General features: G+C 64.8%; 22 protein-coding genes. 2 read left to right on the plus strand and 20 right to left on the minus strand.

Annotated elements, in window-relative coordinates; all coding sequences use genetic code 11:
• Positions 1 to 81: 81 nt before the first annotated feature.
• Entirely contained in the window at positions 82 to 651 is a 570-nt protein-coding gene (locus tag J1M87_RS09795; protein ID WP_206489355.1) for a type II toxin-antitoxin system PemK/MazF family toxin, read from the plus strand.
• Between the two features lie 48 nt (positions 652 to 699).
• Here the strand turns inward: J1M87_RS09795 and J1M87_RS09800 are convergent, their stop codons facing one another.
• Genes J1M87_RS09800 through J1M87_RS09810 form a run of 3 tightly spaced genes read right to left on the minus strand, consistent with a single transcriptional unit; the run spans position 700 to position 4,196 of the window.
• Complete coding sequence (locus J1M87_RS09800; RefSeq protein WP_206489632.1) at positions 700 to 1,530, minus strand: transglutaminase family protein; 831 nt, start codon at positions 1,528 to 1,530, stop codon at positions 700 to 702.
• Positions 1,531 to 1,538: 8 nt separating this feature from the next.
• Positions 1,539 to 2,513: an alpha-E domain-containing protein gene (locus J1M87_RS09805; protein WP_206489356.1), complete on the minus strand. Its 975-nt coding sequence runs from the start codon at positions 2,511 to 2,513 to the stop codon at positions 1,539 to 1,541.
• Entirely contained in the window at positions 2,514 to 4,196 is a 1,683-nt protein-coding gene (locus J1M87_RS09810; protein WP_374222374.1) for a circularly permuted type 2 ATP-grasp protein, read from the minus strand.
• Positions 4,197 to 4,409: 213 nt separating this feature from the next.
• On the opposite strand from J1M87_RS09810, the gene rpsT reads away from it, so the two are divergent.
• Positions 4,410 to 4,670 (plus strand): 30S ribosomal protein S20, encoded by a 261-nt coding sequence (gene rpsT, locus J1M87_RS09815; RefSeq protein WP_027497522.1) that lies wholly within the window; start codon positions 4,410 to 4,412, stop codon positions 4,668 to 4,670.
• Between the two features lie 121 nt (positions 4,671 to 4,791).
• On the opposite strand, the gene holA is transcribed toward rpsT, so the two are convergent.
• The 17 genes from holA to J1M87_RS09900 all read right to left on the minus strand — a co-directional run bounded on the left by holA (position 4,792) and on the right by J1M87_RS09900 (position 22,670).
• A complete protein-coding gene (gene holA / locus J1M87_RS09820) occupies positions 4,792 to 5,760 on the minus strand; it encodes a DNA polymerase III subunit delta (RefSeq protein ID WP_307830771.1) in 969 nt (322 codons plus the stop codon).
• Positions 5,761 to 5,868: 108 nt separating this feature from the next.
• Positions 5,869 to 7,461, minus strand: coding sequence for a ComEC/Rec2 family competence protein (locus tag J1M87_RS09825; RefSeq protein WP_206489357.1), 1,593 nt, complete (start codon positions 7,459 to 7,461; stop codon positions 5,869 to 5,871).
• The gene (locus J1M87_RS09830; RefSeq protein ID WP_206489358.1) at positions 7,458 to 8,339 is read right to left on the minus strand and encodes a ComEA family DNA-binding protein; all 882 of its coding nucleotides are present in this window, start codon (positions 8,337 to 8,339) and stop codon (positions 7,458 to 7,460) included. Before J1M87_RS09830 ends, J1M87_RS09825 begins: the two co-directional genes overlap by 4 nt.
• Positions 8,340 to 8,448: 109 nt before the next feature.
• Positions 8,449 to 9,297 (minus strand): DegV family protein, encoded by an 849-nt coding sequence (locus tag J1M87_RS09835; RefSeq protein ID WP_206489359.1) that lies wholly within the window; start codon positions 9,295 to 9,297, stop codon positions 8,449 to 8,451.
• A complete protein-coding gene (gene octT / locus J1M87_RS09840; protein WP_206489360.1) occupies positions 9,294 to 10,046 on the minus strand; it encodes a diglucosylglycerate octanoyltransferase in 753 nt (250 codons plus the stop codon). The genes J1M87_RS09835 and octT overlap by 4 nt, the downstream gene beginning before the upstream one ends.
• A complete protein-coding gene (locus tag J1M87_RS09845; RefSeq protein WP_206489361.1) occupies positions 10,033 to 10,686 on the minus strand; it encodes a histidine phosphatase family protein in 654 nt (217 codons plus the stop codon). Before J1M87_RS09845 ends, octT begins: the two co-directional genes overlap by 14 nt.
• Positions 10,683 to 11,072: a ribosome silencing factor gene (gene rsfS / locus J1M87_RS09850; protein WP_206489362.1), complete on the minus strand. Its 390-nt coding sequence runs from the start codon at positions 11,070 to 11,072 to the stop codon at positions 10,683 to 10,685. The genes J1M87_RS09845 and rsfS overlap by 4 nt, the downstream gene beginning before the upstream one ends.
• Positions 11,069 to 11,782, minus strand: coding sequence for a nicotinate-nucleotide adenylyltransferase (gene nadD, locus J1M87_RS09855; protein ID WP_241256717.1), 714 nt, complete (start codon positions 11,780 to 11,782; stop codon positions 11,069 to 11,071). Before nadD ends, rsfS begins: the two co-directional genes overlap by 4 nt.
• 107 nt (positions 11,783 to 11,889) lie before the next feature.
• Entirely contained in the window at positions 11,890 to 13,305 is a 1,416-nt protein-coding gene (locus J1M87_RS09860) for a VWA domain-containing protein (protein WP_206489363.1), read from the minus strand.
• Between the two features lies 1 nt (position 13,306).
• Positions 13,307 to 14,188: a MoxR family ATPase gene (locus J1M87_RS09865; RefSeq protein ID WP_206489364.1), complete on the minus strand. Its 882-nt coding sequence runs from the start codon at positions 14,186 to 14,188 to the stop codon at positions 13,307 to 13,309.
• Between the two features lie 36 nt (positions 14,189 to 14,224).
• Positions 14,225 to 15,505: a glutamate-5-semialdehyde dehydrogenase gene (locus tag J1M87_RS09870; RefSeq protein ID WP_206489365.1), complete on the minus strand. Its 1,281-nt coding sequence runs from the start codon at positions 15,503 to 15,505 to the stop codon at positions 14,225 to 14,227.
• 78 nt (positions 15,506 to 15,583) lie between these two features.
• Entirely contained in the window at positions 15,584 to 16,540 is a 957-nt protein-coding gene (locus tag J1M87_RS09875; RefSeq protein ID WP_206489366.1) for a D-2-hydroxyacid dehydrogenase, read from the minus strand.
• The gene (locus tag J1M87_RS09880) at positions 16,540 to 17,910 is read right to left on the minus strand and encodes an MFS transporter (protein WP_206489636.1); all 1,371 of its coding nucleotides are present in this window, start codon (positions 17,908 to 17,910) and stop codon (positions 16,540 to 16,542) included. The genes J1M87_RS09875 and J1M87_RS09880 overlap by 1 nt, the downstream gene beginning before the upstream one ends.
• Before the next feature lie 174 nt (positions 17,911 to 18,084).
• On the minus strand, positions 18,085 to 19,290 hold the full coding sequence (locus J1M87_RS09885) for a M20 family metallopeptidase (RefSeq protein ID WP_206489367.1): 1,206 nt from the start codon (positions 19,288 to 19,290) through the stop codon (positions 18,085 to 18,087).
• Positions 19,287 to 20,552, minus strand: coding sequence for a PLP-dependent aminotransferase family protein (locus J1M87_RS09890; protein WP_206489368.1), 1,266 nt, complete (start codon positions 20,550 to 20,552; stop codon positions 19,287 to 19,289). Before J1M87_RS09890 ends, J1M87_RS09885 begins: the two co-directional genes overlap by 4 nt.
• 3 nt (positions 20,553 to 20,555) lie before the next feature.
• Entirely contained in the window at positions 20,556 to 21,734 is a 1,179-nt protein-coding gene (locus J1M87_RS09895) for a Xaa-Pro peptidase family protein (protein WP_206489637.1), read from the minus strand.
• A 222-nt stretch (positions 21,735 to 21,956) separates the two neighbouring features.
• On the minus strand, positions 21,957 to 22,670 hold the full coding sequence (locus J1M87_RS09900) for a GntR family transcriptional regulator (protein ID WP_241256631.1): 714 nt from the start codon (positions 22,668 to 22,670) through the stop codon (positions 21,957 to 21,959).
• Positions 22,671 to 22,679: the final 9 nt, after the last annotated feature.

The raw sequence follows: 22,679 nt of genomic DNA on the forward strand, positions 1-22,679 counted from the left end.
GTCTCCGGCTGTCCGACTCGGGTGTTCTGCAGTCCGGCTTCGCGCTGTGAGCAGCAGCGCTGGGATGGCTACACTCGCCGCATGGCTGGCAACTGGAGCAGATTCGGCAAGGAATTGGGCAAGATCGCGATGCGCGAGGGCCCACGACTGCTGCGTCAACTACAAAAGTCCGGTGCTCTGCAGAAGGGCAAGGACGCGATCAGCGGAACGGGCGCACAACCGTCCGCCCCGGCCGCGCGCCCAGGTCGCCCGGTCGCATCGCAGACCAGGCCGACTGCACAGCGCGCCCGCACCATCGAATACTCCCCCGACTTGGACGGCAAAGCGGATCCGGGCGAGATCGTCTGGACGTGGGTGACCTACGAGGAAGACGCCAGCCAGGGCAAGGATCGTCCGGTGTTGGTCGTCGGGCGCGAGGGCAAGGACCTGCTCGGGTTGATGCTGTCGAGCCAGAGCAGCCGCGACGGCGACCGCGACTGGCAGTCGATCGGATCCGGCCCCTGGGACGCCAAGGGAAGACCCAGTTGGATTCGGTTGGACCGGGTGCTCGACGTGCCCGAGGACGGAATCCGCCGTGAGGGCGCGATTCTGAGCAAGCCCCAATTCGATTCCGTCGCAGACCGGCTGCGCCGCGACTTCGGCTGGTCCTGACGTCGTGCGCCTTTTGCGTACCCAGAGGTACGCAAAAGGCGCACGACCCTAGGCGAGCCGAGTGATTTCCACGACCACGTCGAGAGCCGTCGAACCACCGCCGGAGAAGATGCCCTTCAGCGGGGGCACGTCCGCGTAGTCACGGCCGAGACCCACCGATACGTGCTGCTCGTTCACGGCGATGGCATTGGTCGGGTCGTAGCCCCACCAGGCACCGGTCCAGGCCTCGATCCAGGCGTGCGACTGCCCTTCGACCGTCGCACCTATCGCAGCTTCCTTCTTGGGGTGCAGGTAGCCCGAGACATACCTGCTCGGGATACCGATACTGCGCAGCATGAGCAAGGTCAGGTGCGCATAGTCCTGGCAGACGCCCTTCTTCTCCGACCATGCCTCGACGGCCGAGGTGTGCACACCCGTCGTTCCCGGCACGTACGACATCTCCTGGTTGACCCAGTTGGCGATCTCCACCACCGATTCCTGCGGCGGCAACCCTTTGGACAGTTTCTTCGCCACGGACGTCAGCTGCCGGTTCTTGGGCACGTACTGGGTGTTGTCGAGCACCTCGTTGAATCGATCCGTGATCGGATCGCTCGACAGTTCCTTCCACGAAGCAGTCTCGTCGGGGTAGACGAAGGGATCGGTCTCGACGACCGAAGATCCGGTGACCTCGAGTTCGGTGTGCGGTGCGTGCAAATCGAATGCAGTCACGGCCGTGCCCCAGTAGTCGGTGTAACGGTAGGACCGCGTGACCGGGTTGGTCTCGACTCGATTCAGGATGACGTTCTGCCGGTTGTCACTTCGCGGCGTCAACCGAGCTTCGTTGTACGACGACGTCACCGGTGCGTCGTACTGATAGCCCGTAGTGTGCACCACACGCATACGCCAGCTCACAGTTCACCTTCCAATTGATCTTCGAATGTTCCTGAGCCGGCATCCGTCCACGCGACCCACGGCGCGGCATGGAAATACTGCTTCGAGATCGCCTCGCCGAGCTCGCGACACGTCTCCTGCAGTGCCAACAGCCGATCCTGCAGATCGTCGAGAATTTCACCGGGACGCAGGAATTCGAGTTCACTGCGAGCTCGGCCGAGAAGCCGCTGCGCCTCGGCTCGCGCGCCGACGCGACTGTTGGGCTGGTGATCGAGCTGATCGAGCGAACGCTCTGCCTCATTGAGCGCATAGAACACCGAACGCGGGAAAAGCCGGTCCAGCAACATGAATTCGAGCACCCGCTGTGCGTCGAGAGCTCCGCGATAGGTCCGCAGATAGGTGTCGTGGGCCCCTGCCGAGCGGAGCACCGTCACCCAGGCCGGCGAGGACGGCCGATCGCCCGCACGCGAGAGCAACAGCCGAACGATCATGTCGATGCGCTCCACCGAGCGGCCGAGCAACAGAAAGCGGTAGCCGTCGTCGTGACTGAGGGTGGAATCGGCGAGCCCGGCGAACATCGCGGCCCGCTCCTCGATGTAGCTGAAGAATTCGGCCGGCCCGGTGCGCTTGGATGCCCGGATGCGCTCGTTCAGCCCGTTGTAGGTGGTGTTCAGACATTCCCACATCTCACTGGAGGTGACTTCGCGTGCGCCGCGGGCATTCTCGCGTGCGCTGGAGAGCGAGTCCACGATGGAGCCGAGCCCTTCACGGCTGAAGGCCACCAGTTCGGTGAGCGACCACACGTCGAGCGAGACATCCAGCTCGTGCTGGAACCCGAGCACTCGCAACAGCACTCGCGAGATGTGATCGGGATCGACTGTGGCGTCTTCGAGAAGCTGGTGGACCGTGACATCGAGGATGCGAGCAGTATCGTCCGCTCGCTCGACGTACCGTCCGATCCAGTACAGCGACTCTGCATTGCGCGCGAGCATTTACTGTCCACCGCCGTTCGAGTCCGAGTTAATTGCCTGCTGCTGCTGTTGCTGTTGCTGCTGGTCCATTGTCAGTTCCGGACCCTGTTCGACCATGGGGGACTCCGGCGGAACGCTGACGATCTCCTCGCCTGCCAGTTCCTGCTCCTCCTGCGAGGTTCGGGTGGCGAGCACCCAGGTGTCCTTGCTGCCGCCGCCCTGACTCGAGTTGACCACCAACGACCCTTCCGGAAGGGCCACTCTGGTCAATCCGCCGGGCAGGACCCACACGTCGTCACCGTCGTTGACCGCGAACGGCCTCAGGTCGACGTGCCGGGGAACCAATCTGTCGCCGATCTTCGTCGGGACCGTCGAGAGCTGCACGACGGGCTGCGCGATCCAGCCTCGCGGATCTGCGCGCACCTTCTTGCTGATCGTCGCCAGTTCCTTCGGCGAAGCATCGGGGCCGAACACGATGCCGTATCCACCGGATCCTTCCACCGGTTTGATGACCAGTTCGTCGATGCGGTCGAGGACTTGCTCGCACTCGTCGTCGAGCCAACACCGGAAGGTGTCGACGTTGGCGAGCAGCGGCTTCTCGCCCATGTAGTAGTCGATGATCGTGGGAACGTAGGTGTAGACCAGCTTGTCGTCTCCCACGCCGTTGCCGACGGCACTCGAGATGACGACGTTGCCCGCGCGGGCGGCGTTGACCAGACCGGCCACTCCCAGCACCGAATCGGGCCGGAACTGCATGGGGTCGAGGTAATCGTCGTCGATGCGTCGATAGATGACGTCGACCTGGCGCTCGCCCTCGGTGGTTCGCATGTAGACGATGTTGTCTCGGCAGAACAGGTCGCGACCCTCGACGAGTTCGACGCCCATCAGCCGGGCGAGCAGCGAGTGCTCGAAATAGGCGGAGTTGGCGACGCCGGGTGTCAGAACCACCACCGTCGGATCGGCCTCGTTGAGGGCAGCAGCGGAGCGCAGGGCGCGGAGAAGATGCGAGGCGTAGTCGCCGACCGCGCGCACGCGGTGGCTGGCGAACAGATCAGGAAACACCCGAGCCATGGTGCGACGGTTCTCCATGACGTACGACACTCCCGAGGGAGAACGCAGATTGTCTTCGAGCACGCGGAACGTGCCCTGTGCGTCGCGCACCAGGTCGATTCCGGCGACGTGAATGCGAACACCGTTGGGTGGCGTGATGCCGACTGCCTCACGATGGAAGTGTTCACAGGAGGTGATCAGCCGCTTCGGGACCACACCGTCACGCAGGATCTCCTGTTCTCCGTAGATGTCGGCGAGGAACATCTCGAGCGCTTTGACGCGCTGCTTGATGCCGCGCTCGAGCCGTGACCACTCTCCCGCGGCGATGACGCGGGGAACCTGGTCGAGCGGAAAGGGACGCTCCTGGCCGGACAGCGAGAACGTGATGCCCTGGTCGACGAACGCTCGTCCCAGTGCATCAGACCTGGCATCGAGATCCGATGCGTTCGCCGGGGCAAGGGCAGTGTGAATGCCCTTGTACGGGGTTCTGGTACGACCGTCCACGTCGAACATCTCGTCGAAGGCCAGGCCGTATTTCCCGACGTCGGAGTACCCCCCGAACACGCCGTCGGCCTCCGGTTCGACGCGATCCGCGGACTTGGATTTGCTCGCTTTGGCCTTGGTGGTGGCAGTCGCTGCCGATCGCGGACTCATCCTGGTCATGTTGCTACAGAGACAGTAGTTAGGCGCGGTAGAAGCGTTAATTTCTTGAAACGCATCCCTAGGAGTATCCGAATTGGGTTCTGACCGGCCGTGCTGGTATTCTCGATCTTCGGCGCAGGGCTCATCGCTCAGCAGCAGACTTCGGGCATTCCATCATGGATCGCCCTGACCGGAATACCGACGAAGACGACAAGGATTTTACGCGTGGCCAATATCAAGTCCCAGAAGAAGCGGATTCTCACCAACGAGCGTGCGCGTCTGCGCAACCAGTCGGTGAAGTCCTCCCTTCGTACCGTCATCCGCTCGTTCCGCGAGGCACAGGCTGCGGGCGACAAGGACAAGGCTTCCGAGATCCTCCTCGACGCAGGCCGCAAGCTCGACAAGGCCGCAAGCAAGGGCGTCATCCACAAGAACCAGGCCGCCAACAAGAAGTCGGCACTGGCACTGGCAGTCAACAAGCTCTGATACACCACTGAGCTCGACAGAGCCCGCTGCATCCTCGGATGCAGCGGGCTCTGTCGTGTGTGGGGCCTGAAGTGTGGGGCTCTGTCGTGTGTAGGCCTGTCCTGGACGAGTCTGGGGCGACCTACCGCCCCAACGCCGCCACCTCGGCAACTGCTTTCTCCACGGCGTAGTCCGCATCCGCCGCCTGACCTTTGACGTCGGCGTTCAGTTGCGCCACCACCCGCAGCGCCTGCGCGATGGACCGGCCGTTCCAGCCACGTGCCTGACCCTGCGCCTTCTTGATCTTCCACGGCGGCATGCCCAGTTCGCCGGCCATGCGGAACGGGTCTCCGCGGCCCGCCGATCCCACGAGCGCGATAGTGCGCACGGCATCGGCCAGTGCGTCCGCGAGCAGGACATGCGCGACGCCCCGATGCATCGCCCACCGCACCGCCTCGAGAGCGCCCGCCCGATCACCGATGACGGCTTTGTCGGCAACATCGAATCCGGATACCTCGGCCTTGCCCGAGTAGTACCGACGCACCGCAGCCAGATCCACCTTGCCTCCGGTATCGGAGACCAACTGCGAACAGGCAGAAGCCAATTCGCGGAGCTCACTACCGACCGCCTCGACGACGGCCTCCATCACCTCGCCGCTGACGCGAACGTCGGCAGCACGAAATTCACCGCGCACGAAGTCGATGCGCTCGGCGGGTTTGGTGAGCTTGGCGCACTCGTGCACCTGTGCGCCACACTTCTGCAACGCCCCGACCATGGCCTTCGCCCGACCGCCGCCGGAATGCATGACCACCACCACTGCGCCCTCGGGCGGATCGGTGGCTGCATCGAGGACGAGAGCAACTGCGTCCTTACCCGCCTCGGCCGCGGCCTCCAGAACGACGACGCGGTCCTCTGCGAACAGCGACGGGCTGAGCAGTTCGGCGAGTTCCGGGGCACTCACGTCGCCGGTCCGCAGCCGCGTGACCGGAAGGTCCTCCCCCGGAATCGCTGCATTCGCTCGCACCTGAGCCACGATCGCCGCTACCGCGCGGTCCATCAGAAGCTCCTCGTCGCCGAGAACCAGATGCAGAGGTGCCACACTCGAAGTCACACCCGTGATCGTGCCATGAGGGGCCGACAGCTCGGGCATCCGCTTCCCACCGACCGCTCCCACATCCCGGGCGTTCACCACAGCCCGAGCATCACCACAGCCCGAGCATCACCACAGCAATGCCGCGGCCCACCAGGCCAGGGCTGCCAGCGCCACCCCGGCGGCAATCCACCGAAACGCCCGCACCCGCAGAGCCGCCAGCAGCGCTGCGGTGCCGAGCACCGTCGATGCCGCACCCATCGGTCCGTCCGGGGTGCCGACGCTCGCGGCAGGCACCGACGCGGCCTTCTCGGCCACCGCGATCAACCACCACAGCGGAGCCGACGCCAACTGCGCTGTCCACTCTGCGGCGGTGGTGCTCACGGTGGCGATCACGGCGGTCACAATTCCCACCACGGTGATCGGGGCGACAACCGGGGCCACCACCACGTTGGCTGCAACGCCCACGAGGCTGAGGGTTCCCGCCATGGCCGCGATCACCGGTGCAGTCACCGCGTGCGCCGCCGCGGCCACCGCAACCACCTCCGCGGCCGTTCGCGGCCAGCCGCGAGCACGCAGCCAGTCGACCCAGATCGGCGCGAGCAGCACGAGCCCGGCGGTGGCGAACACCGACAGTACGAAACCGACGTCCACCGCCAGCCTCGGCCACCATGCGAGCAAACCCAGCACCGCTCCGCACAGCGCCGGGACTGCTTGCCTGCGCCTACCGGTGACGAGCGCCAACAAGCCGATCGAGCCCATCACCGCCGCGCGCAGCACACTCGGCGACGGCCGAGCCACGATCACGAACGCAAGCAGCACGACGAACGCAACTGCGACCGTCGCCCGCGGACCGATCCCGAGGCCGCGCAAGACCAACAGCACCGCGCCGACCAGAATGGAAAAGTTTGCGCCCGACACCGCCGTCAAATGCGTCAGCCCGGCCGCTCGGAAGTTCTCGACCACCGACTCGTCCATCATCGAAACATCCCCGACCACGAGACCGGGCAGCAACCCTGCACGATCCGGCGGCATCGAATTCTGCGCCACCGCAGCCAAATTCGCTCTGAACGCGCCGGCAGCAGCCGAGATCGCCCCTGGCTCGTCTACGGTGACGGGCGGGGCCGATGTGCGGATCACCGCCACGCTCATGTCCGGTCGAGTGGGCACACCCAGCCTGCCTCGAACGGTGACCTCCTGTCCGGGCAGCAGCGACAACCAACTCGACTCCGGTGCGATGATCGACACCCGTCCCCCGACATACAGCGCGTCGCCGCCAACGTCGACGCGAGTGAGTTCGGCCTTCACCAGCACCATCGAGGGCCCCGCCGACGACAAGCGACGTGGATCCTCCTCCAGCCGCACCGATGCGGTGATCCAGGCACGGTCCTCCGCGGCCGCGGCCACGGGATGGAGTGCAATCGCGCGCATCTGAAGCCAGATGGCTGCGCCGAAGCACAGCGCGAGCACGATCACCGCGGCCACGCCCGCCCCGCTGGGTCCCGTGACCGCCCGTCGCGTCGACACCAGACGCAGGGCCGTCGATCCGAGTAGTACCACCATGATCGTCGCGGCGGTCGCGATCACCGCCGCACCGGGTCCATCGAGGATTCCGACTGCCGTGATCGCCCAGCACACCACGGCAACCGGAATCAGTCGAACATCGAAGGGAGCACTGTCCTCGGTCTGCGCGATACCGGGCGGCGCGCCGTCCGTCTTCATCCGACGTGCACCAGATCGCGGATCTTCGCCAGCCTGCCGGGCCCGATGCCGTCCACTTCGGCGAGCTGATCCACAGTGGCGAAGCGGCCGTTGATCTCTCGCCACCGCACGATCGATGTCGCGGTCACCGGACCGACACCGGGCAGCGCGTCCAGTTCGGGGACACTAGCGGCGTTGAGATCGACCGTGCCGACATCCGCGGATCCCGCCGCAGTATCGGCCGACGCCGCACCGGTGTCGGTAGTGAGGCTCTGCGCCGATGTCGTGCTGCTCACAGGTGGGCCTGCTTCCGGTGGCACGAGTCCGATGACGATCTGGTCTCCGTCGGCTACTCGCGCGGCCATGTTCAGTGCCAGCAGATCGGCACCTTCCACGGGTCCACCGGCAGCAGCCAACGCGTCGGCCAGCCGCGAACCGGGTTGCAGCCTGACCAGACCGGGGTTCGACACCAAACCCACGACGCTGACGACCAGCTCCATCTCGACGGTGGCGTCCGGTGCCGACGTGACCAAGGGGTCCGCCGTATCGGCGGTCACCACAGCCAGCGGTGGCACCGGGGCAGCCCTCGGCGAGTCTCGAAACACTGCACCGGCCGCGAGCAGGACGACGAAGACTCCGGCCACCGCCAATGCGATCGCGCCATGACGTCCTGGGTCCACGCGGGCCGAGCGCCATCGCTGTGGGAGTACCGATGACAACAACGAGCCCGGTCGATGCGAATCCGGCAACAGCCAATCCGGAGTCGCGGCCGCACCGTCGGGGGTCCGATCTTCCCCCTCTCCGCGATCGGGCAACCCGCTCTCGTGTACCACAGCGGGCTGCCTTCGCGCGGCAGTCAATCGCGCCACAGTGTGCGCCCGATTCTCGTCACCGCCCATGTATCAGGACGCTAGGGCTCGCACGTCGACTCCCGGGACGATGACGCTGGTCGCGAATTGCCCTGTGCACAAACCTGTTGCCTGTGGATGAGCCGCCCGGTCGGTGCTGCTATCGACGTGCCGGTGCGACGACGACGCCGACCGCGCCCGGCCCGACGTGAGCTCCCAGCACAGCCCCGAAGGGATACACCGCGATGCTGGTGGACAGCGGAATTCGGGCGGACAACATGGCGGCGACGTTCTCGGCGCGCTCCGCGCACTGCATGTGGTGCACCGCGAGCGCTACCCCCGCCTCGGACCCCACCTCGGCCGCTGCAGCGACGGCTGCATCGACGAGCTTGTTCATGGCCTTGGAGGAAGTCCGCGCCTTCTCCCGCAACACGAGGGTGCCCTCGCTGATGTGCAGCACCGGTTTCATTGCCAGTGCCGTCCCGAGGAGCGCTGCGGCAGTACCGATCCGACCGCCGCGTCGAAGATGGTCGAGGCGATCGACGACGATGAAACACCGCGAGGTCGTCGCCGCGGAGACGGCCTCGTGGTACACAGAATCCAGATCCGCTCCCCCGGCGGCCGACTCGGCAGCATTGAGCACTGCGAAGCCCAACCCCATTCCCGCAGAAGCAGAATCGACCACCCGGATGGCAGATCCCACCTGCTCGGCGGCCTGACGCGCGGCCTCCCACGTGCTCGACAATCCGCGCGAGATGTGCAGCGCCACAACGCCGGCCCCACGACTTCGGTCGAGAGCGGCGGCGTACACCTCGGCCAGTTCGCCCGGCGACGCGCCCGCAGTGGTCACCGGCTTACCCGAAGTGGAGTCGTCAGGGATCTCGTCGACACCCTCTCGATGGTCGACGCCGTCGACCAACACGTGCAGGGGCACCACGGATATTCCGTGCTCGGCAGCGAGTGTGGACGGCAGGCATGCCGAGGAGTCGGTGACGACGACTACGGTCATCGCTTCGGAATCGTCGCGGACGCAGCCACGGGGCGCAGGGCCTCGAGCATCGCTTCTGCCACTGCCACGTGCGCGTCCCACCCCCAGTGAATACCGTCGGGATTCGCGTTCTCGGAGTCGATGTTCGGGCGCACAGCGTCCGCGAGATCGACCATGGGAACATTGTTGTCCGTGCTCCACGAACGTAATGCACGTACTGCAGGTTCTCGGCCCGAGTGCACTCTTCCGTAGGCATCGCAGCGGTGCACCGACGGGTAGGTGCCGACGACGGCGAGGTCTGGACGCACGTAGGCCAACGCTGCCCTGGTCTGCTCCAGATAGTCGACGCTCAGCCGCGGCGGCAGTGCAACGGGCCACCCCAGATGCGAGAGAACAGGTTGCACCGCTTGGTATCCCGCGCGAACTACGCGCCGGAGAGCAGGCGGTCTGATGTACCTGATCTGCTCTCGCAGCGCGGTGGGCAAGGGCGACGGAAGCGAGTCCATCCCGCCGATCGCGAGGACGACGGCACCGGCACGGGGAATGGCGGCCCAGACCCGCGGGTCCTGAGTCAGTGCCCACCACGCGTCACGACTGGTCCACCCGATCCGCGCAACCAGCTCCACCGTCCAACCCAGTTCTGCGGCAACAAGATTGGGCCACAGGCGTGGATCGTCGACGGGTAGACCGCCCTCTGGCCCGTAGTAGCTCAGCGAATCTGCGAGCACGAGCAGTGTGGGCTGGTTCCCAGTCGCGTCAGAGGACGTCACTGGCCACTCGCGCCGAAGCATTCCACACGTCGAGACGCCACGACGGTGCGTCACCGGCTCCGTGCGCACCGAGCTGTACCCAGCTGGTGTTGGCCAGTCCGCCGAGCACCGGCCATCGATCGGTCGGCAGATCGAGCAGTGCCGCGGTCAGTGCCGCGATCAAGCCTCCGTGTGCGACGAGCACCACTGGCTGTGCGCTGCCGTCTGCGCCCCACTCGGGGACACTGCTCAGGAGCTCGCGAACCAGGGGAACACTGCGGGCGGCGACGTCGAGTCGGCTCTCTCCGCCAGGTGGGGCGATGGTGGCGTCGGCGCGCCAGGCCGGGCGCGCACCGGGCGCGATGGCGTCGACCTCGGTGTGGGTCAGTCCCTGCCATTGACCGAGATGAGTTTCGCGCAGACGCTCGTCCGTCGTCACCGGCACCTGTGCGGCGTCCCCGAGAGCCACCGCCGTGTCGAGGGCACGCTTGAGGTCGGAGGAGACGATCCGGATCGGCTCACGCGTCGCCAGTTCCGTGGCAGCTGTCTTCGCTTGAGTTCGACCGAGCTCGGTGAGATCGGTGTCGAGCTGGCCCTGCATCCGGTCGGTGGCGTTGTACTCCGTCTGCCCGTGCCGCAGCAGGATGAGTCGTCTGATCATTGCTCCGGTTCTTCGGTCGGATGCTGCCCGAGGCCGGGAACCTCGATGGTCGGGCAGTCCTTCCACAGCCGCTCGAGTGCGTAGAAGTTGCGCTCGTCGTTGTGCTGGACGTGCACGACGATGTCGGAGTAGTCCAGCAGCGCCCAGCGACCTTCCCTCGTACCCTCGCGACGAATCGGCTTGTGACCGGCCTCACGGAGCTGATCTTCGATGTTCTCCACGATCGAGTTGACCTGACGCTCGTTGGGTGCGGAGGCGATCACGAAGCAGTCGGTGATGTAGAGCTGGTCGGAGACGTCGAGAATCACCACGTCGCCGGCCAGCTTGTCGTCGGCTGCGAGCGCGGCGATACGCGCCATTTCGGCGGCTTCGGCTGTTGCAGTCACTTGGGTGTACTCCCACTCGATTGGTTCGGATTCTCGGTCATTGCGCTGGTGACCGGTCCTTCCGGTTGCTTCTTCTGAGGTGCAGGCTCCGACATGGTGACGGAGCCGTCGAGGCGTTGCGCGCCTCGTGGTCGATAGAGATTTCTCTTCGAGATGTATTGCACGACGCCGTCCGGCACGAGATACCAGACGGGTCGATTCTCTCCGGCTCGAATTCGACAGTCCGTCGACGATATCGCGAGTGCCGGGATTTCCATCAATGTGAGGATGTCGGCAGGTAACGATCGAAGATGGTTGGCCAGATGTTCGACGCCGAGCTCGAACCCCGGACGCGAGACTCCCACGAACTTGGCGAGCTCGAACAGCTCCTCCCAGCTCTGCCACGTCAGAATCGATCCCAGGGCGTCCGCGCCGGTGATGAAGAACAACTCCGCGTTGGGATGCTGCGCCCGAAGATCACGCAGGGTGTCGACGGTGTACGTCGACTTCTCTCGGTCGACGTCCACGCGACTGACCGAGAATCGCGGATTGGACGCGGTCGCGATGACCGTCATCAGGTAACGGTCCTCCGCCGGGCTGACCGTCTTGCCTTCCTTCTGCCACGGGTTTCCGGTGGGGACGAAGATCACCTCGTCCAGGCCGAACTTGTTCGCCACTTCGCTGGCGGCGACGAGGTGCCCGTGGTGAATGGGGTCGAAAGTGCCGCCCATCACGCCGAGACGGCGAGCGGGCCGCCTGTTCGTTTCGGCGTCGGAGTCGGGTTCGCGCTGCACAACCGCCGATTCTACGGCCGAGACGCAGCCGTCCGTCACACCCCTCACACCGGCAGCAGACGGGAGACCACGGTGGCGAGCTGCTGGGCCGACCGGCACTCGTGCATTGCGATCACATCGGCGTATACCCTGGCCGCCGAATCACCGGACCCCCACTGCGATTTCGGCTCGGGGTTGAGCCAGTACGCATGCTTGGCCACCGAGACGATGTGCGCCAACACGGGCAGCTTCGGTTCGCGGTAGTTGGTGCGGGCGTCACCGAGAATCAGCACCGAACTGCGACCGGTGACCGCGTGCGCGTACTTCTCGTCGAAGGTCGTCAGAGCCCGTCCGTAGTCGGAGTGCCCGTCGTAGGTCACCAGATCCGACTCTCGGATGATGCGACTCATCGCGGCACCGAGATCGGAACCGGAATCGAAGAACCGTGTCACCTCGTCGGTGGAGTCGATGAACGCGAAGATGCGCACTCGCGAGAACTGTTCGCGCAATGCGTGCACCAACAGCAGGGTGAAGTTACTGAATCCCGCTACCGATCCCGAAACATCGCACAGTACAACCAGTTCCGGACGGGATCGACGCGGCTTTCTTTCGACCAGATCGATCGGAATGCCGCCGGTGGACATCGATGTGCGCAGGGTGCGGCGCAGGTCGATCGAGCCGTGCCTGCTTCGACTGCGCCGCACTGCAAGTCGTGATGCCAACAACCGGGCCAGCGGTGTGACGTTGCGTCGCAGCGCAGCCATCTCACTGTCCGAGGCCCGCAGGAAGTCGACTTCCTCCGCCAGTTTGGGCACACCGTAGCTCGCCACCCGCTCGCGACCCAGTTTTTCGGCCGATCGGCGCCTCGTCTCGCTCTCGACCATCGAACGAAGATCTGCGATGCGTTGTGCTGCAGTACGTTTGGCAACTTCGGATTCGTAGTCGTCGGTAGGCCGATCCGGTGCATCGTCACTGCGACCGAGCAGGCCGTCGAGAATCTTGCGGAGCAATGTATCCGGCGCGACCTCACGTAGGGCCTGGTAGGCCGAGAACGACGGCCCGTTCGAGGACTTGTACTGGCCCAGTTCTTCCACCATCTGCGCCGCCAACATCTGCGTCAACTTCGCAGCCTCCGCCGAATCGTCGGAGAGCAGGTCGACCAACAGCTCGCGGAGCGCATCGATGTCCACCTCGCCGGCCTCGGTTCGGGGTAGTGCCGTGTCGATCTGCCCCGAGTCCCTCCTGCCCGACGCCACCGGGAACCACAGATCGAACACGGCGTCGAATACGGCGCGGTGCGTCGGCCGTCGCAGTAGCGAGCAGGCCAGGCCCTCGCGTACGGCTTCCCTGTCGAGCAGGTCCAGAACCGACAGAACGCGGCCGGCGTCGACGGTCTCGGAGGGACCGACCGACACCCCGCGTCGACGCAGCGCATCGACGAACCCCACCAGGTGTCCGGGGAATCCGTGCGGGTCGGCCATGTCAGTTCAGACGAAGTTCGGCTGCAGCTCGGACCTGGTCCGACTGGTGCTTGAGCACCACACCGAGGGTGGCACGAACGGCGTCGTCGTCGAGCGTGTCCATGCCGAGCGCCAGTAGCGTGCGGCCCCAGTCGATCGTCTCGGCCACCGACGGCAGCTTCTTGAGCTGCATTGCGCGCAGCACCCGCACGGTCTTGACCATCTGCTCTGCGATTGCCTCGGGCAACTCGGGGACACGGCTGGCGAGAATTCGGCGCTCGAGATCGGCATCGGGAAAGTCCAGATGCAGGAACAGGCAGCGGCGCTTGAGGGCCTCGGACAGCTCACGAGTTGCGTTGGAGGTCAGCACCACGAACGGCGTGCGCTCCGCGGTGATCGTGCCGAGCTCGGGGATGGTGACCGCGAAGTCGCTGAGTACCTCGAGCAGCAGTCCTTCGATCTCGACATCGGCCTTGTCGGTCTCGTCGATGAGCAGCACTGTGGGATCGGTGCGTCGAATTGCCTGCAGGAGCGGGCGCGCCAGCAAGAACTCCTCGGAGAAGACGTCGAGCTTCGTCGAGTCCCAGTCGGCGCTGGTGCCGGACTGGATACGCAGGATCTGCTTGGCGTGGTTCCACTCGTACAGCGCGCGAGCCTCGTCGACGCCCTCGTAGCACTGCAGCCGCACCAGCTCGGCACCGGTGGTCTGCGCTACGGCTCGGGCGAGTTCGGTTTTGCCGACGCCCGCTGGACCTTCGATCAGGAGCGGTTTGCCGAGTCGATCGGCGAGAAACACCGACGTCGCCGTCGCCTTGTCGGCCAGGTACCCCGTCTCTGCCAGCCTGCTCTGAACATCGTCCACGCCGGCGAACAGCGGGGGTGTTGTCGGTAGGGCACGGTCCACGTCACAACTCCTACAAGATCGGGTCTGGCCTGGGTGTCAGGCATCTCGGATGTGTCCGTCGCCCCATACGGTCCACTTGGTCGAAGTCAGCTCGGGCAGTCCCATCGGTCCGCGGGCATGCAGCTTCTGCGTGGAGATACCGATCTCGGCTCCGAAACCGAATTGCTCGCCGTCGGTGAACGCGGTGGAGGCATTGACCATCACTGCCGCGGCGTCGACCCGCTGGGTGAACTCGCGCGCGGCCCCGATGTCGGATGCGACGATCGCCTCCGTGTGGCCGCTGCCGTAGCGGTCGATGTGCTCGATCGCCTCGTCGATGCCGCCGACGACCTTCAACGCGATGTCGAGTGAGAGATACTCCTGCGACCAGTCCTCGTCGTGGGCCGGCACCAGTCCGGGCAGGTCACCGTGCACGGTGACGCTGTGCATCTGGAACGCCTGCAGCAGCCGGGGCACCATCGTTTCGGCGATCGCGGCGTCGACCAGGACCGTCTCGGCAGCGTTGCAGACGCTGACTCGACGGGTCTTGGCGTTGAGCACGATCCTCTCGGCCGTGTCCTGATCGGCCGAGGAATGTACGTACACGTGACAGTTCCCGACGCCCGTCTCGATGGTCGGGACGGTGGCGTCACGGACCACGGCACTGATCAGTCCTGCTCCGCCGCGGGGAATCACGACGTCCACCAGGCCGCGTGCCTGAATGAGGTGGGTGACCGTGGCTCGGTCTGCGCTGCCGAGGAGCTGCACTGCGGCCTCGGGTAGACCGTGAGCGGCCAACGCGCCCTGCAGGGCGGCGACGAGTGCGGCGTTGGACTGGGCGGCAGACGACGAACCGCGCAGTAGCACCGCGTTGCCGGACTTGAACGCAAGACCGAACGCGTCGACGGTGACGTTGGGGCGTGCTTCGTAGACCATGCCCACCACCCCGAGCGGCACCCGCACTTGCCGGATCTCGAGCCCGTTGGGAAGCGTCGAACCGCGGATGATCTCGCCGATCGGATCGGGTAATCCGGCCACCTGCCGCAGCCCCGCGGCGATGCCGTCGATGCGCGACGCGGTCAGGCGCAGCCGGTCCAACAGACCTTCGTCCGTACCGGCGGCCCGCGCGATCTCGATATCGGCCGCGTTCGCGGTCAAGACCGATTCGGCGGCAGCAACCACGGCATCAGCGGCGGAGCGGAGCAGCGAGTCCTTCTCCGCGGTCGTCAGCAATGCCAGCGCACGCGAGGCGATCCGTGCCTGACGAGCAGCCGAGTGCACGTTCTCACGCTCGTCGACCGTGGTGGGCTCCGATTCGGCCGAGACGGAAGCAGTCATGAACTACACCCTAGTGGGGCCGGGAATGATGCGGCACCGCGATACCAGCGCGCCTTTCTGTCGAGACACGGCGACGGGTCAGGGGACGAAGCCGAGTTTCTTGTCCACCACATTGAGCAGCGGTTCGCCCCGAAAATACCGTTGCGCGTTGTCGGCGAACACGTGCGCGAGTCGACGCTTCCATCCTGAGGCGTCTCCGCTCATGTGCGGGGTGACGACGACGTTCTCGGCCGTCCACAGGGGATGGTCGGCAGAGAGCGGCTCGGTGTCGAAGACGTCGAGCGCGGCACCTGCGATGTGTCCGCTGCCCAGGTGCGCCAGCAGTGCATCGGTGTCGAGCAGTTCGCCTCGCCCCACGTTGATGATCCGAGATCCGGGCTTCATCGCGGCCAACACCGCGTCGTCGACCAGTCCCCGCGTCTGTTCGGTCAAAGGCGCGACCAGTACCAGGTAGTCAGCTCGAGTGGCAACGGCTGCCAGGTTGTCGCTGGCGTGCACGGTGCCGAAGTCACGGTCGCCTTCTCGCGCAGTTCGGCCGACTCCCGAGACAGACATTCCCACCGCCGTCAACAGGTTCGCTATGGCGCGACCGATCGCTCCGGTGCCGACGACCATCGCGTGAGCACCATCGATCCGTTCGGTCTCGCGATGCTGCCACACCCTCGAATGCTGCAGTGCGCGCGAGCGTTCCGAGTCCTTGGCGAACGCGAGGATCTGCGCCAGGACGAACTCTGCGATCGGACGATCGAATACGCCCCGCGAATTGGTCACGACCACATCGGAATCGACAAGCTCGTCGAACATCAGCGAGTCGACGCCGGCGGCGGCGATGTGGATCCATTTGAGCGAACCACAGCGCGGCCACGCGGATTCGACTGCGGGAGAAAAGAAGTCCCACAACAGCAATGCGTCGGCACCGTCGACTGCATCACCGAGTGTGTCGGCGGTGGCGAACCGCACGTCGGCGACCTCCGCGATGGAATCGAGTCCATCGGGAAGGTCGCCTGCGTGCAGGACGACGAGAACGGGCGCCACTACTTCTTCTTGTATCCGACGAGTTCGACGCCCGAGGCCGCCACCTCGTCGTCGTTGTCGCCGGGGCATTGGGTGCCGCGTAGGGACCGCCCAGCAGTTTCGGGCATCAGCAGAATCGGGACGAACGCGATGGCAGCGGCGATCATCATGTACCAGCCCGGGACCAGGTCCGAGCCCGTTCGGTCGATCAGGAACGTCAGGATCAGCGGAGCCGTACCGCCGAACAGCGAAGTCGAGACGTTGTAGCCGATGGCGAACGACCCGTAGCGCACCTGGGTGGGGAACAGCGCAGGCAGGGTCGAGGACACACACGAGGTCATGATGACCAGTAGCAATCCGAGACCGAGCAGACCGATGGTCTGGCCGATCAGGCCGGCGTTGATAATGAGCAGGAACAGCGGCACGCTGAACACGAAGTAACCGACGCAGGCCGTCAGTAGCAGCGGCTTTCGACCGATTCGATCGGACAGCGCTCCGATCGGGTTGATGATGGCCATCATGATGAGCATGATCACCACGAGGGTGAAGTTGGATTCGGTGGTGCTGTGCCCCAGGGTGTCACTGAGATACGAGGGCAGGAACGTCAGCACGGTGTAGTAGGCGATGTTCAGCAGCAGCACGAACCCCATCAGAATCAGGATCCGCTGCCAGTAGGTCATGGTGGTCCTCAGCGAGGCCATGGCTCCGCCTTCGCCTTCGTCGACCGTCCCGCCGTCTTCCTTGGCCTCGGAGAACACCGGCGAATCCTCGAGCCGGGTTCGTAGCCACAGGGCCACCATGCCGAGCGGAAGTGTCAGCAGGAAGGGAATTCGCCAGCCCCAGGCCTCCATGGTCTCGTCGCCGAGCACGACGTTGAGCAGTGTGCACAGGGTGGCACCGCCCACGGTGCCTGCGAGGGTGCCGAACTCGAGGAACGATCCGAAGAATCCTCTGCGCTTGTCCGGTGCGTATTCGGCCATGAACACCGCTGCGCCGCCGTACTCACCACCGGTGGAGAAGCCCTGTACCAAGCGGCAGGCGAGCAGCAGCAGCGGCGCGCCGATACCGATGGTGTCGAAGGTCGGAAGCACACCGATCAGTGCCGTGGCGACGGACATCATGGTGACCGTCAGCACGAGGACTTTCTGCCGCCCGATTCGGTCGCCGAGGGGGCCGAGCACGATGCCACCGATGGGGCGAATGATGAACGACGCGGCCAGAACGGCGAAGGTGGACAGCAGGCTCGCTCCGCCGTCCTCGGAGGGGAAGAAGTTGGCTGCGATGTAGACGGCGAGGTAGCCGTACACCGCGTAGTCGAACCACTCGACTGCATTGCCGAGTGCTGATCCGCCGATGGCGCGGTGCAGGATTTTCGTCTCGTCCGGGCTCAGGGTCTCGGTACTCGGGGGATATCCGGTCGGCGATGCTGCCGACCCTGAATTGTTGGTCACGGTCGAAATACCTCTCGCTTTTGTGGACAAAGTGGAGCGTCGGTGTGGTACTTCGCAGCGTTCGACACTACGACGACGCGCACCTTCGGTGTCGGCCAACCCCCTCCCGCGACGCTAAAGCCCTGCTAGCGCCGTCATTCTGATGGCCGTCAACACGTATGCTCTTGCGCTGTCGGTCAATTGACGCACCGCGACGGATTCGTCCGGCCGATGAGCTTGGCTTTCGATCTCGCCTGGGCCCAACACGATAGTTGGGATACCCATCTGTTCTGCCACGAAACCACCGTCGCACGATGCGGTCCAGATGTCAGTGGAACGGCCGATTCGTACCGCTCCGGCGTCGATGACCGATTGGACTGCCGTGCTGACCAATCGATCGTTCACACTGGTCAGAAAGCCCGGCATCTCCATCGACACACCGACGTCCAGGTCGATGCCGGAGCCGATGTCGCCGACCGATTCGATACGTGATCGCAGATCCTCGACGACTCCGGCTGCACTCTCCCCTGGCAACAGGCGTCGATCGACCGTGACGACGCACCGATCGGCGACCATCGAGGTGCCCGTGCCGCCGGCAATCGTTCCCACATTCCACGTGGCAGGGCCCAAATCCGGGTCGGGGTGCTCGTCCAACTCGGTCTGCGAGGCCTCGATGACCGAGATGATGCGTGCGGCGGCCGAGATTGCGTTCGCTCCGTTGCGCGGCTGCCCCGCGTGAGCAGAACGACCTCGAATGTCGATCTCGAGATTCGACGCTCCTCGGCAACCGAAGATGGTGACCAGATCTGTCGGCTCCGCCACCACGCAATGGCTGTACTTTCGCAGGCCCGGCTCGGCTACGAACGCTCTGATGCCAAGGCCGGTGTCCTCCTCGTCGACCAGGCAAGCCAACGTCATCGGATGCTCGTCCGCCAAACCGGCCCGAAACACGGCGGTCATCGCGGAAACGACCGCGGCCAGACCGCCTTTCATATCGCAGGCCCCGCGACCGAAGATTCGGCCGTCTCGGACCACGGTGGAGAACGGATCGGTGGTCCAACCGGTTCCCGCGGGTACCACGTCGGAGTGCCCGACGAACAGAACTCCGGGCCGCTCGTCGGACCCGATGGAGACGATCACGTTGGGTCGCCCCGGAGCCACCTCGCGGATCCGAACGTCGAATCCCTGTGCGCGGCAGTAGTCGGCGAGTACCTGCGCTGATTTCTCCTCGGTGCCCCCCGGGTTTTCACCGCCTGCGTCGATCAATGCCGCAGTGAGAGAGACGATGTCGTGCTCGTCGATCGCGTCGAGCAGGACCTGTTCGGACGTCGAAACCGTCATCGAGTGGGATCGGAGGCGAGCAGGTGCTTGGATTTGTCCACCGCCGCAGCGAGCCTCTTGATTCCTTCTTCGATACGTTCGGGGGTCGACGAGGCGAAGCACAGACGCAACGAATCGTGAAATTTGCCGCCCACCGACAGCGCCGGCCCGGGGATGTAGGCAACGCCTTCGGCCAACGCCGTCTCGAACAGATCCTGGGTCGAGAAGTCGACGTCATTGCCGCGCAACGTCGCCCACAGGAAGAATCCGCCCTCGGGATCGGTCGTGGACATCGAATCGCCGAAGTGCTCGGCGATGCTGTTCTGCATCGCGACCTTGCGCGGAAGGTACACCGACGCCAACGACCGCAGATGCTCCTCGAGCAATCCACGCCGGATGTACTCGGCCACCATCCGCTGTGCAGGCAGATTGGTGCAGGTGTCCATTGCCTGCTTGGCGTTGATGATCAACTGTCGCGCCTCGGGCGCGGCATCGACCCACCCCACCCGCAGTCCTGGCGCAATCATCTTGGAGAAGGTGCGCACCGAGAAGATCAGTGGGTCGTTCGGACTGAGAGTGCCGAAACCGGGGATGGATTCACCCGAGAACCGCAACAGACCGTATGGATCGTCGTCGAGAATCACCGAGCCCCAGCGATGTGCCAGTTCGATCAACAGCAGTCTGCGTTGGAGCGACATGGTCACCCCGGACGGGTTCTGGAAGTTGGGAATCACGTAGATCATCTTCGGCAGCCGGCCCGCACGTTCGACGAGCTCGGGCAACGCCTCGACGATCAGACCGTCACTGTCCATCGGGGCCTCGAGGATATCGCCCCCGTAGCTGAGCACAGTGGCTGTTCCGTTGGTGTACGTGGGACTTTCGACGATCACCAGGTCTCCCGGATCGACGAACAACTTGCATGCGATATCGAGGCCCTGCATTCCGCCGGAGGTGATCACCACCCGATCTTCGGACGTAGGCTCACCCACCGACTCCAGATATGCGAGCAGTGCCTCCATCAAGCCGGGATCACCTTCGGTCGCACCGTAGTCGAATGCATCCGCCGTGAGGACGGTACCGGCGATGTCGGTGAACGCGGCGGCCGGAACCGTCTCGGCGGCAGGAGATCCCATCGCGAAGCGGACGATGTCGTGCTTCTGAGCGGCCAGGAGCGATGTCGACGAATCGATCACCGAACCCGTCAGCTTGTCGGTCCGCAGGGCCCAGGGGATGTTGCCGGCAGGAGTGGAGCCTGCGGAGCGACCCTGTGTAGTGGCGGTCATGTCTCACTCCTTCGTCAGTAGTTCTCGGGGATACGCGGTGAAGGTCTCGACGCCTGTCTCGGTGACGCGGACTGCCTCGGAGACCTCGTATCCGTAGTCGTCCATCCACATTCCACCGATGATGTGGAACGTCATGTTCTCGGCGAGCACCGTCTCGTCGTCGGTGCGCAGGCTCACAGTGCGCTCACCCCAGTCGGGGGCGTAGGCGATGCCGATCGAGTATCCGATACGCGACGGCTTGTGCAGCCCGTGCTTGGCGAGACTGGTGCTCCACACCTGTGCCAGATCGGTCGCGGTGACGCCTGCCCGCACGACCGCGAGCACGTCGTTCAGCGCTTCGCCGGTGGATTTCGCCAGGTAATCCAAACGGGGACTTGGCTTTCCGAGCACGATCGTACGCGCCATCGGTATGTGGTAGCGCCGGAAGACACCGGCCAGTTCGACCACGGTCGTCTCACCACGGACGAACGGTTGATTCGACCACGTCAGGTGCGGGGTATCGGCTCCAGCACCGGTCGGCAGCATCGGCACGATGGCCGGATGATCGCCGCCGAAATCTGCGGTGCCGCGCACCTGGGCGTTCATGATCGCGGCGGCTGCGTCGCACTGGCGCTCCCCTACCGAAATCGCCTGATAGGCCGCCGACATCGCCGACTCGCACACCTGGGCGGCACCGCGCATGAGCGCGATCTCGGCGGCAGATTTCACCACTCGCACCCAGTTGACCAGTTCGTAGGAGTCGGTGAAACGGTACTCGGGCAGAGACTTCACCAGCGCCTCGAATGCCTTGGGGCTGAAGTAGTACGAGTCCATCTCGAGCCCCACCTGCCCGTGCTCGAAGTTGTTCACCAGGCCCAGTTCACGCAACTTTGCGGCCACCCATACGAACGGGTGCGTGTCCTTGCGCTGTACGAACGTCTCCGGATATCCGAACGTGTGGTCCTGCGGCAGCCACGAGGTGCGAAATGCGCCGTTGGCATCCATTTCGCGAGCGAAGAAATACATGTCGCCCTCGAGCGGCACGTACAGCATCTGCGGGGTGTAGAACGAGAGCGCGTTGTACCCGAGCAGGTAGTAGAGGTTCGCAGGGTCGGTGACGATGAGCGCCGTCAAGCTCTGCGACGCCATGCGCTGCCGGACGGCAGCGAGTCGAGTGGCGTACTCCTCGTCGGTGAACGTGATCGGCGTGCTGTTCGGGACGTCCGGGTACCGCGCCAGGCCGGGAGCGGCCCGTCCTACAGCGTCGTCCGGTCCAAGTGCAGTGACGTAGGTGACGTCTGATGAATCGTTCACGGGCACCCCCTTCAGATTTGTCGATTTAGTAGATTGTTGACAATCAGGCTAAGCGTTCGCCTCGGCCGTCCGCAAGACACGAGATGTAAATGCTGTGTTGCGCGGGGCGACCTATCCAGGAGTGGCCAGAGCCGAATGCTCGGCATCTTCCTCCACCATCGCCCGGGTCAGGTCGTGGATGGCCGTGTCCATGTGCTCGTGCACCCCTTTTTCCAGCGCATCCCAATCCGAACCGAGCAGGAGATCGACGATCAACTGATGTTCCTCCACCAGCGCTTCGGGACGGTAGTACGCGGTTTCGAGGTTCCCCATGCAGATGCGCGCCTCCGCAGCGAGCGTGGCATACATCCGAGACATCCGACTGTTGCGAGTCGCCCCGACCAGAGCGGTGTGAAAAGCGAGGTCCCGTTCGGCCAGACCCCGCCAATCCGCTCGGTCGATGAACGGCTGCATCTGCACCACGATGGCCGAGAGCTCGTCGGCAGTCCTGGTCAGGCGTGCCCGGTCTCCGTGCACCAGTGTCCACGCGGCACCGACCTCGATCGCGGCACGCGCCTCGTAGATCTCGACGACATCGTCGCTGCTGAGCTCCACGACGAACACACCGCGGTTCCGATAGCTGTCGAGCAATCCCTCCTGATTGAGGCGCTGCAGTGCTTCACGCACCGGCCCTCGCGAGATCTCCAGTTCCGCAGCGACGTTGGCCTCGTTGATCTGCTCTCCCGGCGCGTAGGACCCGTCGATGATGCGGTCTCGAATCTGGTCTGCGATCACCATCGACGTGTTGCGTGCGTCGATCGGTGTCAAACGTCTCGAACTGGGCATGATCGAAAA

The organism is Rhodococcus sp. KRD162, from assembly GCF_017168335.1.
Taxonomy (GTDB): Bacteria; Actinomycetota; Actinomycetes; order Mycobacteriales; family Mycobacteriaceae; genus Rhodococcoides.